Source organism: Nocardia sp. 852002-20019_SCH5090214 (assembly GCF_001665865.1).
Classification (GTDB): domain Bacteria; phylum Actinomycetota; class Actinomycetes; order Mycobacteriales; family Mycobacteriaceae; genus Nocardia; species Nocardia nova.
Genome location: NZ_LZMK01000273.1, coordinates 1 through 11522, shown reverse-complemented (window position 1 = coordinate 11522; position 11522 = coordinate 1). Strand labels below are relative to the sequence as shown.

The following is an 11522-nucleotide window of genomic DNA, read 5'->3' as shown; positions in this document are numbered from 1 at the left end:
CTCCCATTCGCCACCTGATCGGCCCGCTCGGGCACTGCTTCGATCGTAAGTCCGCCGGTGCCCGGTTTCTACCGGCGTAGGGAAGGCGATGCGAGCATCCACCTGGTTGTCTGGAAATTTGCCGAATACGGCGTGGAGACGCTGCCGCCCGACGACGATGAGAGGGTGACCGACGAAGACGGCAGGAGCGCCCTCGCCACCGCGCAACATCGGGGCCGCGAGGTGCGGCGAGCCTGGCTGGAGACACTGGGGCCCGGGGAGCGGTCGGCGGTGTGGGCCTGGGCGGCGTTCACGGCGACCTTCGGGACCACGCGCGCTCTCACGCACTGGATCCGCGCCGGGCACGGGCCCAGTGGTGGCGGAATGAGTCTGGGCGGCAAGCATTTCCACCACTACAACATCGGGATCGCGACGCTCGCTGCGGTGGGGTTGGTGGCGTTGCGCGGCACCGAACGCGCCCGCCGGCATCCGGTGGTGGCCACCTCCTACGGCGCCGGTTCAGCCCTGATCGTCGACGAACTGGCGCTGCTGCTGGATCTCGAGGACGTCTATTGGGCACGGGAGGGACGGACCAGCGTCGATGCGGCGGTGCTGGTGATCGGCCTCGGCGGGCTGGCTACCGCCGGATTCGAGTTCTGGCCGCGCGCGCACCGCGCATTGTGGGGGCGATGACGGCCCGATACCCGCGGTGACGGCGGCAGGGGTCAGCGCCCTTCGGCGGTGTCGTTTCGCCGAACGTCGTTTCTCGGAACGTCACTTCTCGGGACGTCGTTACTCCGAGCATCGGATCCGGAAGTCCGGCCGGGCTCGGCGTCCTTCCCCGGCTCGCGGGTTCGCGCGTCCGGATCGACCTTGTCGGCACGGTGGAACTCCTGGGTGAGTTCGTCGCGCGACGTCGCGGCGTCGTTGTGGTGGGCGGCCGCCTGTTCCTTCAGACCGGCCGCCTGTGCCGCCTTGATATCGGCCTCGGCGGCCGCTGCCCGGGCTTTGGCCGCGGTTTCGTCGGCGAGCGCTTGGCGGCGGCCGACCTCGTGGGACCGCTCGGTCGCCTTCGCCCGGATCTCCGCGGCTTCCGTGCGGCGGTGTTCCCTACGTTGGGCCACGGCCACGCGGGCCAGCGCGGCGATGACCAGGATCGCCACAACCACGACAACAACGATCACGACGATCGTGGTGGTACTCATCTCGACTCCTCGAACTCGCTCGGGGTTCCGGCGTGCGGCCGGCACCGGTACCGGCGTCGGAAGTAATGGCGTCAGTAGTAATGGCGCCGCCCGCCGACGGCACGACCCATCGACCCCATGGCCAGCAGCACCAGACCGATGACGAGGACCACGATTCCGATGATCCAGATGATGTGGATCTTCAGCAGAAAACCGACGACGAGGAGAATGATTCCGAGAATGATCATGGTCGACACCTGATTCGGCGAATGAGCGACGGGCCTGTACCGGGCACTTCGACGGTCTGCAAAGCTACCCACCGGCTACACGCTGTAGAACTTACTCAACCACCGCGAACGCACCCTGTCAACGGTGTTCGGCTCCGGCCCGCAACCCGGTTCTGCGGCCGCGGCGACCGGTGGTCCCGATGCGGATGCCCGGCGCAGCGCAGGTCCCGGTCATCGGGAACCGTACCGCCGTGAGCGCCGGTCAGCGGGACGACATCTGCTCGAGAACCGCGCACGTTCCTAGCGTCGAAGGCGGAGAAACAGGTCTCCGGCGAAAGGTATCCGACTGTGACCCCCGAGACGACATCGTCCACTGGGAATATCCGTACCGGCGTCGATGTGGTGATCGTCGGCGCAGGCATCGCAGGGCTCTACGCGATTCACCGGCTGCGCGGGCAAGGCCTGCGCGTGCGGGCGTTCGAGGCGGGCGACGGCGTGGGCGGAGTGTGGTATTGGAACCGCTACCCGGGCGCGCGCTGCGACGTCGAGAGCGTCGACTACTCGTACTCGTTCGACGAAGCCCTGCAGCAGGAATGGAACTGGAGCGAGAAATACGCCACCCAGCCCGAGATCCTGTCCTATCTCGAACACGTCGCCGACCGCTACGATCTGCGCCGCGACATCGAATTCGGCACGCGGGTAACCGATATCGTGCTCGACGAGAGCACACTGCACTGGCGGGTCCGCGTCGACAGCGGCGCCGAGGTGACGGCGCGGTTCGTCGTGCTGGCCACCGGTCCGCTGTCGAACGCCAATACCCCCGACATCGACGGCCTGCCGACCTTCGCCGGCCGGCTGCTGCACACCTCCAGCTGGCCCGCCGATGGTGTCGACCTGACCGGGCAGCGCGTGGGCGTCATCGGCACCGGATCCTCGGGCATTCAAGCGATTCCACATCTCGCCGAGCAAGCGCAACGGCTGTACGTTTTCCAGCGCACGCCCAATTACAGTGTGCCCGCGGGCAATACGCCGTTGGACGAGAAGACGCGCCACGAGCAGAAAGCCGGCTATCCGGAACGGCGGCGGCTGTCGATGACCAGCGGCGGCGGTTCACCGCACCAGCCGCATCCGAAGAACACCCTCGAGGTCTCCGCCGAGGAGCGCCGCGCCGCCTACGAAAAGCGTTGGCAGCTGGGCGGTGTGCTGTTCAGCAAGACGTTCCCGGATCAGATGGTGACCGCCGAGGCGAACGAGCCGGCGCGCCTGTTCTGGGAGGAGAAGGTGCGCGCGGTGGTCGACGATCCGCGCGTCGCCGACCTGCTGATCCCGCGCGACCATCCGATCGGCGCCAAACGGATCTGCACCGACACCGACTACTACCAGACCTTCAACCGCGACAACGTCGAACTGGTGGATCTGCGCACGACACCGATCCAGCGGATCGACGCCACGGGCGTGCACACCACCGACGCGCACTACACGCTCGACACCCTGGTCCTGGCCACCGGATTCGACGCGATGACCGGATCGGTCGCGAAGATGAATATCGTCGGCCGCGGCGGCGAAACCCTGAACGAGGCATGGCGCGAGGGCCCGAAAACCTATCTCGGCCTGGGCATCAGCGGCTTCCCGAATCTGTTCAACCTCACCGGGCCCGGTAGTCCCTCGGTGCTGGCCAATATGGTGCTGCATTCGGAATTGCACGTGGACTGGGTGGCCGATGCGATCGACTTCCTGGACCGCCGCGGCGCCGCCGCGCTGGAGGCACGGCCCGACGCGGTCTCGGCCTGGGTCACCGAATGCGCCGAACGAGCCGCGAAAACTCTGATGCCACAAGCAAATTCGTGGTATCTCGGCGCGAACGTCCCGGGTAGGCCACGAGTCTTCATGCCCTTCGTCGGCGGCTTCGGCGTCTACGGCGAGATCATCGCCGAGGTGGCCGCGGCCGAGTACAAGGGCTTCGACGTCATCGACGCCCCCGCGGACCTCTGGTAGCGGCGATGTCTTCGCCTGCGAAGGCCCGGCCGGCTGCCTCGAGGCCGCCGGCCGGGCCTTCGATCATTTCGAGGCCGTCGCGAAAACTCGGAAACAGGGCTCAAGCTCGGATCACGTCGATGTCGACGGGCACCGGGTTGCTGACGATGTCGCGAACGGGCGAGTAACGGGTGAGGCCGGCGAGCTCGGCGAACTGGTTGTCGTCGAAGTCGCCCTCGGCGGTGATAGCCACGCGGATCTGCTCGTAGCCCGGGCGGACAGTGCCGTCGAGCCCGAGGAAGCCCTGCAGGTCCAGCTCGCCCTGAACCGCGCATTCCAGACTCTTCACCGCGATACCGCGGGCAGCAGCGTGGTAGATCATCGTGCCCGTCAGGCACGCGGCAAGGGCGTGCAGGAGGTATTCGCCGGCGTTGGGGGCGCGATTGCGACCGAGCAGGACGGGCGGCTCGTCGGAATCCAGGGTGAACGGCTCGGTGCGGGTGGTGTCTTCTCGGCCGGTGCCGTAGAAGCCTTTGATGGCCGTCCGGCTGTAGCCGCCATCGATCCAATGGTTGTCGGCGCGGAACTGGAACCGGGCCAGCGAGGGATCGGCGCTGACGGCGTCGATCGTTCCTGCGAGTTGATTCACGTCGACGCCGTTGACGGTGGTGGTGACATTCATGATGGGCTCCTGCTGTGCGGTCTGAACGAATGCGGGACCTGTCGATCCACTTAGTTAGCACGATCGGTCGTGCTAACTCTGACAGTACGACCGTTCGTGCTAACTTGTCAATATGACGACAGAAGCGAGGACCCCGCGGCGCGCACGGAGCGACGGCGAGCGCACCCGCAGTACGATCCTGCGGGCTGCCGCGTCGTTGGCCACCGTCGACGGACTGGAGGGACTGTCCATCGGCAACCTGGCCGCCGCGATCGGAATCAGCAAGAGCGGCCTCTACGCGCACTTCCGCTCCAAAGAGGAGCTTCAGTTGGCCACTGTGGCCGAGGCGGAACGGATCCTCACCGAAGAGGTCGTCCAGCCGGCGCTCGCGGCCCGCCCGGGCCTGGACCAGCTCGTGGCGGCATGCGAGGCATTCCTCGGCTATGTCGAGCGCAAGGTGTTCCCCGGCGGATGTTTCTTCGCCGCGACATCCCTGGAGATGGGCACGCGCCCCGGTCCGGTCAAGGACCGGCTCACCGCCATTCAGTCGGATTTCACCGCGCTGCTGCGGTCCTGCGCGGTTACCGCACTGGCGCAACAGGAATTGCCTGCCGACGAAGACCCCGACCTGCTCGCGTTCGAACTGCACGCCATCCTGCTGGGCGCCGACACCAAATTCGTCCTGTACGACGACCCGGCGTATCTGGCCATGGCCCGCAATGTGATCCGCCGACGGCTACGACTGGACCAGCGCGACACCCCCGGCGGAAACCGACTCCGGTAGCCGAGGCAATCCGGCCGGTGGGCGCGACCGGTCAGCCCGCGGCGAACAGATCCGTCTCGAGGGCTCCCGGTCGCGCGCCGCTGCGGATGAACCATTCGGTGCCGAACGCCCGCGCGAACGCCGGGTCCGGCATCGCGAGGAAGAAGGACTGCTCGTCGATCTGGCTGCGGTGCGCCCGCATGGCCTCGCGCTTGTGGTCGAGGTAGGCGGATACGTCGACCGCCGTGGTCAGCAACGATTCCGGCTTCCCGAATTCGGCGACCTCGCGGATATCGGGCGGCTCGATCCCCAGCGTCCCGGCCTGTTCGGCCATCTCCGTCATCCCGCGCACGACCTCGTCGCGATTCATGGTGCTCTGGAAAACCCGTGGGGTACCGGCGAGTTCGGCGGCGCGCATGCCGACGCGGTGGACCTGGATATGGTCGGGGTGACCGTATCCGCCGTTGTCGTCGTAGACGGTGAGCACCTCGGCGTCCTCCTCGGCGAGGATCGCGGCCAGCCGCCGTGCGGCGTCCTCGACGGGAGCGGTCCAGAACGAACCGGCCGCGTCGTTGGTGGACGTCCCCATCATCCCCGAGTCGACGTAGCCGAGGAACTCCACCCGCGCGACGCCGAGAATCTCTGCGGCGGCGTGGGTTTCGCGCACCCGCCGCTGCCACAACTGTTCGCCGTCGTCGAGGAAACCCTCCGGCACCTCCCCGTGCTCGCCGCGTGTCGCGACCACGAGAACCACTCGGTGACCCTGCTCGTACGCCTTGCGCATCACGCCGCCACAGGTGATCGCCTCGTCGTCGGGATGGGCGTGGAAACTGACCAACGTTGCCATGGCGCCACGCTACGTGACGGCTCGCGGCTCAGCCGGTCACGGCGCCGTGGGCGGCTGAGCTGACCAGCTTGCGGTACTTGGCCAGCACTCCCGAGGTGTACTTCGGCGCAAGCGGTTCCCAGCCGGCCTTGCGCGCGGCGAGTTCGGCCTCGTCGATCTCGACATCGAGAATGCGGTTGGCGACGTCGAGGACGATCGGGTCGCCGTCGGCGACGAAGGCGATCGGCCCGCCGTCCACGGCCTCGGGTGCGATGTGACCGACGCACAAACCGGTGGTGCCGCCGGAGAACCGGCCGTCGGTGAGCAGCAGCACGTCCTTGCCCAGGCCGGCGCCCTTGATCGCGCCGGTGATGGCGAGCATCTCGCGCATACCGGGCCCGCCCTTGGGACCTTCGTAACGAATGACGACCACGTCGCCCGCGCCGATCGTGCCGTCCTCGAGCGCGTCCATCGCGGCGCGCTCGCCATCGAAGACCCGGGCGGTGCCGCGGAAGACATCGGAATCGAATCCGGCGCTCTTGACCACCGCGCCCTCGGGCGCGAGGGTGCCGTGCAGGATGGTCAGCCCGCCCGTCTTGTGGATGGGCCGGTCGAGCGGGCGGATCACGTCACCGTCGAGACCCAGCTCGATATGCGCCAGATTCTCGGCCATGGTCGCGCCGGTCACGGTCAGCGCATCGCCGTGCAGCAGCCCTGCGTCGAGCAGGGCCTTCATCACGACCGGGATGCCGCCGACCCGGTCGACATCGTTCATGACGTAGCGACCGAACGGCTTGAGATCGCCCAGATGCGGCACCTTGTCACCGACCCGGTTGAAGTCGGCGAGGGTCAGCTCGACTCCGGCCTCACGGGCGATGGCCAGCAGATGCAGGACGGCGTTGGTGGAACCACCGAGCGCCATGACGACGGTGATGGCGTTCTCGAACGCCTCGCGGGTCAGGATGTCGCGCGCGGTGATGCCGTTGCGGAGCAATCCGACCACGGCCTCACCGGACTTGCGGGCGTATTCGTCGCGGCGACGGTCGGGCGCGGGCGGGGCGGCCGAGCCGGGCAGGCTCATTCCGAGCGCTTCGGCGGCCGAGGCCATGGTGTTGGCGGTGTACATGCCGCCGCAGGCGCCCTCGCCCGGACAGATCGCCCGCTCGATCCGGTCGACGTCCTCGCGGCTGATCAATCCCTTCATACAGGCGCCGACCGCCTCGAAGGCATCGATGATCGTGACGTCGCGGCCGTCGACATTGCCCGGCAGCGTGGAACCGGCGTAGAGGAACACACTCGCCAGATCCAGGCGGGCGGCGGCCATCAGCATGCCCGGCAGGCTCTTGTCGCAGCCGGCGAGCAGGACCGATCCGTCGAGACGTTCGGCCATCATGACGGTCTCGACGGAATCGGCGATGATCTCGCGACTGACCAGCGAGAAGTGCATGCCCTCGTGGCCCATCGAGATGCCGTCGGAGACCGAGATCGTGCCGAATTCCAGCGGGTAGCCACCACCTGCGTGCACACCCTCCTTGACCGCCTTCGCCAGGCGATCGAGCGACAGGTTGCACGGCGTGATCTCGTTCCAGCTGGAGGCGACGCCGATCTGCGGTTTGGCCCAGTCGTCGTCGCCCATACCGACGGCACGGAGCATGCCGCGGGCGGCGGTCTTCTCCAGCCCGTCGGTGACGTCGCGGGAGCGAGGCTTGATGTCGTGCGACCTGTCGCGATCGTGTGCCATGCGGCAAGCCTACGACCGGCGCGAACCCCCGACCGGTTGGCCGGCCTCGGCGCGTGGCGGGGCGAGACCGTTCGGCGCACAGGCGTCCACTCAACAGGCGAGCGAATCTGATCGCAGCGCGGCACGCCCGGGCAGGGGCAGCCGATTCATCAGAACCTCGAGAATCCTGTGTACGCGCGCTCGACGGTGGTATACCACCGCACGTAGGCACAGGCATTTCGAGTGTACGGGTGTACACGGAAGTGAGGGCTTCCATGGATCTACTGAAGTGGAGTAAACGGCCTGCCGCCGACGTCAGCGCGAAGAAGCCGCGAGTCAACGTCGTGCGCGGGCTGGTGGCGCGGGCCACCACGCCACTGCTTCCCGACGACTACCTCCGCCTGGTCAATCCGCTCTGGACCGCCCGCGAGCTGCGGGGCAAGGTCGTCGACGTCGTCAAGGAGACCGCCGATTCGGCCACCGTCACCATCCGTCCCGGCTGGGGGTTTCCGACCACGTACACACCGGGACAGTACGTCGGCATCGGGCTGCAGATCGGCGGCCGCTGGCATTGGCGTTCGTATTCGCTGACCTCGATCGGCGGGGCCGACGACAAGGACATCTCGATCACGGTGAAGGCGAATCCCGACGGGTTCCTCTCGACGCATCTGGTCGACGGTGTCGCACCGGGCACCGTCATCCGGCTGGCGGCGCCGAAGGGCGATTTTCATCTCCCGGAGCCGGTGCCGGACAAACTGCTGTTCGTCACCGCGGGCAGCGGGATCACACCGGTGATCGCGATGCTGCGCGCGCTCGAGGCGCATGAGCAGGCGCCCGACATCTGCCACATCCATTCGGCGCCCACCCGCGACGACGTCATCTTCCTGGACGAGATGCAGAGCCGTGCCGCCGACTCCCCCGGCTACGACCTGACTCTCCAACTCACCCGGGAGATGGGCAATTTCGACGCGGCACGCCTCGACGAATGGGTGCCCGATTGGCGCGAACGCCACTGCTGGGCGTGTGGCCCACCGGCCCTGCTGGACGAGATGGAATCGCACTACGAGTCCGGCGGCCTGCGCCACCGCCTGCACACCGAGCGGTTCACCATCGCCCGCACCGACCACGGCGGTGAGGGCGGCACGGTCTACTTCGCCGCATCCGGGAAGAAGGCGGAGATCGACGGCGCCACCACACTTCTCGAAGCAGGAGAAGAGCTGGGCATCGGAATGCCCTTCGGATGCCGGATGGGCATCTGCCAAACGTGTGTCGTGCCGCTGGCGGGGGGATATGTGCGCGATCTGCGCACCGGCGCGGAGCGACGCGAAGGAGAACGAATCCAGACATGCATCAGCAGCGTGTCCGGAGAATGCACCCTCGATCTGTAGGAGCCCTTATGGCCATCACCGATATCGACGCCTACGCCCATCTCACCCCCGAGGACATCGAGGCGCTCGGCGCCGAACTCGACACCATCCGCCGCGATATCGAGGAGTCCCGCGGCGAACGGGACGCTCGCTACATCCATCGCACCATCGCCCTGCAGCGTGCCCTGGCGGCCGGTGGACGGGTGACACTGATGTTCAGCAACCGCAAGGTCGCATGGCTGGCCGGCACGGCGATGCTCGGGCTGGCCAAGATCATCGAGAATATGGAGCTCGGCCACAATGTGATGCACGGGCAATGGGATTGGATGAACGATCCGGAGATCCACTCCTCGTCGTGGGAGTGGGACACCACCTGCCCCAGCGTGCAGTGGAAGCATTCGCACAATTTCGTCCATCACAAGTACACGAATGTCGTCGGCAGGGACGACGATGTCGGCTACGGAATTCTGCGGGTGACCCGGGACCAGCGCTGGGAGTGGTGGAACATCGGAAATCCGGTGTACAACCTGACATTGGGGACCTTGTTCGAATGGGGCGTCGCGCTGCACCACCTCGAGGTGGAGAAGATCCGCCGCAAGGACAAGACCTGGCGGCAGGCGTTCCGGGATCTGCGCATCATCGGCACGAAGGTCGGCAAACAGGCGGCCAAGGATTATCTGATCTATCCGGCGTTGTCGGGACGCAACTGGAAGACGACGCTGACCGCCGACGCCACCGCCAATCTCATCCGCAACTACTGGGCCTACATGGTCATCTTCTGCGGCCACTTCCCCGACGGCGCGGAGAAATTCACCACCGAGGAACTCGCGGAGGAGGATCAGCCGCGCTGGTATCTGCGACAGATGCTGGGGTCGGCCAACTTTCGCGCCGGGCCGCTCATGCGCTTCATGAGCGGTAACCTCAGCCACCAGATCGAGCACCATCTCTTCCCCGACCTGCCGAGCAACCGGTACGAGGAGATCGGCGTCCGGGTCCGGGAACTGTGCGACAAGTACGACCTGCCGTACACGACCGGTTCGCTCGGCCGCCAATACCTGCAGTCGTTCCGGACGATCGCGAAACTGGCGCTGCCCAACGCGCTGCTCACCGCGAGCTCCGACGATGCTCCCGAGACCGCGTCGGAGTTGCGGTTCGCGATCCGCGACGGGATGCGTGCACATTTCGGCGTCGACCCCGAGACCGGTAAGCGCCGGGGGCTGCGCACTGCGCTGCGCGAACTGAAGCAGGCGCCGGTGCGAGCGGCGTCCTGACCGCGGGGTGCCGACACCACCCACATCGAACGCCGGCCCGCCGCCGGGTGGAGGCCCGGGAGCGGTTCGGCGTTCGATGTGCGTCAGCCGATGTCGTAGACGTAACTCGACCGGCCGTCGGGCAGTTGCTCGATTTTTCGTAGTTCGAGCCGATGACGGACATTCGCGCTCGCGAACAGGGCCGGGCCGTTGCCCGCGATGAGCGGGTAGACGATCAGTCGCAGCTCGTCCACCAGGCCCGCGTCGAGCGCGGCGGCGGTGAGGGCGGCGCCACCCATGAGGTAGATGTCCTGTCCCGGTTGCGTTTTCAGTGCCGCGACCTCGTCGAGGCCGCGCAGAAATCGCGTATTCGCCCACGCGGCCGCACTCCGGGTTGCCGAGACGACGTAATGCGGTGTGCGACGGGCGAATTCGGCCCATTCGAGCTCGCCCGGAGTCGGCGCCGAGCCGGTCTCGGGCAGGGGCTTGCCCGGGTCGTCGCCGATCGCCGTCCAATACGGTTCGTATCCGTCGTACATCCGGCCGCCGAGCACACAGGCGTCGATCTGGGGCGTCAGGCCGTAATCATCGGACCAGCCGTGCACCCAGTCCGCATACCCCTGCGCCCCTTCGTATTTCCCGTCCACCGAGATCTTCATCGCCGCGATGAGCTTGCGCATGCCGGTTCTCTCCTTTCGTTCGGTCGCGGTGTGGCACGTCTGCGGTGCGGTCACGGCAGTGCCGTCAGTCCGTCGGCGGTGAGCCGATAGGACGCCGCGGGCTCATCGACGGAGGCGAGTTCGAGCAGAGCCGCCCCGGCGATCTCGGGAGTGAGTGGCTCACCCAGCCGATCGACGTACTCCTGCACGCTCTGGCCGGCGCGGGCCGCGTAGGCGTGCACCGCGGGCAGGCCGAGGCTCGTGGCCGGAGTGATCTGCGGCAGGACCGCCGTGAAGGTGAGGTCCGAGCCGGCGCGCCGGGCCTCGTCCTGGGCGTAGCCGGTGATGAACCGCTGCGTCGCCTTGGCGCCGGCGTACCCGCCGCTGAGCGGCGAACCGTTGACGGCGGCGCCGCTGCTGACGACGATCACGCGACCGCCGGGCGGCAGCGGAGTCAGCAGGGCTTCGCGCAACCAGTGAAAGGCTATGCGCACGTCGGTATTCCAGTTCGCCGAGAACGTCTCCCAGGTGTGGTGGTGCAGCGGCCGCGGGAGCGGGGCGGCACCCGCCACGATGATGACGGTGTCCGGACGGTGGCGGTCGAGCAGTGTTCCCGGCACGGTCGGATCGGCCGCGTCGGCGACCTCGATATCGATGCCGGACGTCTCGGCGGCCAGTTCTCGCAGCGCGGACTCCGTGCGCGCCACGGCCACGACCGCCGCACCGGCGCGCGCGAACGCCGCTTCCGTGCAGGCAGTGGCGGTGGCGTCATGAACGCGTCCCGCCGCACGATGGTCGTCGGTGGCAGCCGCGGCCTGGGCCGGGGCATCGCGGTGGCGTTCGCGCGCGCCGGTGCGGCGGTCGTGGCCGTGGCGCGCACGGAGTCCGCGCTGCGAGAACTGGGTGCCGAGA

Annotated in this window: 12 protein-coding genes; 5 read left to right on the top strand and 7 right to left on the bottom strand. The window is 67.5% G+C overall.

Features of this window, described 5'->3' with window-relative positions:
• Positions 1 to 165: 165 nt before the first annotated feature.
• On the top strand, positions 166 to 672 hold the full coding sequence (locus tag A5780_RS21075; RefSeq protein WP_063014187.1) for a hypothetical protein: 507 nt from the start codon (positions 166 to 168) through the stop codon (positions 670 to 672).
• A gap of 32 nt (positions 673 to 704) precedes the next feature.
• On the opposite strand, the gene A5780_RS21070 is transcribed toward A5780_RS21075, so the two are convergent.
• Positions 705 to 1184 carry a hypothetical protein gene (locus tag A5780_RS21070; RefSeq protein ID WP_063014066.1) on the bottom strand — a complete coding sequence of 160 codons (480 nt, stop codon included), beginning with the start codon at positions 1182 to 1184 and terminating at the stop codon, positions 705 to 707.
• A gap of 71 nt (positions 1185 to 1255) precedes the next feature.
• Positions 1256 to 1411: a DUF6131 family protein gene (locus tag A5780_RS41180; RefSeq protein WP_086006941.1), complete on the bottom strand. Its 156-nt coding sequence runs from the start codon at positions 1409 to 1411 to the stop codon at positions 1256 to 1258.
• A 327-nt stretch (positions 1412 to 1738) separates the two neighbouring features.
• On the opposite strand from A5780_RS41180, the gene A5780_RS21065 reads away from it, so the two are divergent.
• Positions 1739 to 3385 carry an NAD(P)/FAD-dependent oxidoreductase gene (locus A5780_RS21065; protein WP_064909380.1) on the top strand — a complete coding sequence of 549 codons (1647 nt, stop codon included), beginning with the start codon at positions 1739 to 1741 and terminating at the stop codon, positions 3383 to 3385.
• Positions 3386 to 3485: 100 nt separating this feature from the next.
• Here the strand turns inward: A5780_RS21065 and A5780_RS21060 are convergent, their stop codons facing one another.
• Entirely contained in the window at positions 3486 to 4046 is a 561-nt protein-coding gene (locus A5780_RS21060; RefSeq protein WP_063014070.1) for an OsmC family protein, read from the bottom strand.
• 112 nt (positions 4047 to 4158) lie between these two features.
• Here A5780_RS21060 and A5780_RS21055 point away from each other — a divergent pair, with 112 nt between their 5' ends.
• Positions 4159 to 4809 carry a TetR/AcrR family transcriptional regulator gene (locus A5780_RS21055; protein ID WP_063014072.1) on the top strand — a complete coding sequence of 217 codons (651 nt, stop codon included), beginning with the start codon at positions 4159 to 4161 and terminating at the stop codon, positions 4807 to 4809.
• Positions 4810 to 4840: 31 nt separating this feature from the next.
• On the opposite strand, the gene A5780_RS21050 is transcribed toward A5780_RS21055, so the two are convergent.
• Complete coding sequence (locus A5780_RS21050; protein ID WP_063014074.1) at positions 4841 to 5635, bottom strand: PIG-L family deacetylase; 795 nt, start codon at positions 5633 to 5635, stop codon at positions 4841 to 4843.
• 28 nt (positions 5636 to 5663) lie between these two features.
• Positions 5664 to 7355 (bottom strand): dihydroxy-acid dehydratase, encoded by a 1692-nt coding sequence (gene ilvD, locus A5780_RS21045; protein WP_064905092.1) that lies wholly within the window; start codon positions 7353 to 7355, stop codon positions 5664 to 5666.
• 254 nt (positions 7356 to 7609) lie between these two features.
• Here ilvD and A5780_RS21040 point away from each other — a divergent pair, with 254 nt between their 5' ends.
• Positions 7610 to 8722 (top strand): ferredoxin reductase, encoded by a 1113-nt coding sequence (locus A5780_RS21040; RefSeq protein ID WP_063014078.1) that lies wholly within the window; start codon positions 7610 to 7612, stop codon positions 8720 to 8722.
• An 8-nt stretch (positions 8723 to 8730) separates the two neighbouring features.
• Positions 8731 to 9972 carry a fatty acid desaturase gene (locus A5780_RS21035; protein ID WP_063014080.1) on the top strand — a complete coding sequence of 414 codons (1242 nt, stop codon included), beginning with the start codon at positions 8731 to 8733 and terminating at the stop codon, positions 9970 to 9972.
• Between the two features lie 83 nt (positions 9973 to 10055).
• Here the strand turns inward: A5780_RS21035 and A5780_RS21030 are convergent, their stop codons facing one another.
• Both A5780_RS21030 and A5780_RS21025 read right to left on the bottom strand, forming a co-directional pair.
• On the bottom strand, positions 10056 to 10631 hold the full coding sequence (locus A5780_RS21030; protein WP_064909405.1) for a dihydrofolate reductase family protein: 576 nt from the start codon (positions 10629 to 10631) through the stop codon (positions 10056 to 10058).
• 50 nt (positions 10632 to 10681) lie between these two features.
• Positions 10682 to 11522, bottom strand: an 841-nt coding sequence (locus A5780_RS21025) for an SDR family NAD(P)-dependent oxidoreductase (RefSeq protein WP_197521823.1), incomplete at its 5' end; no start/stop codon positions are given.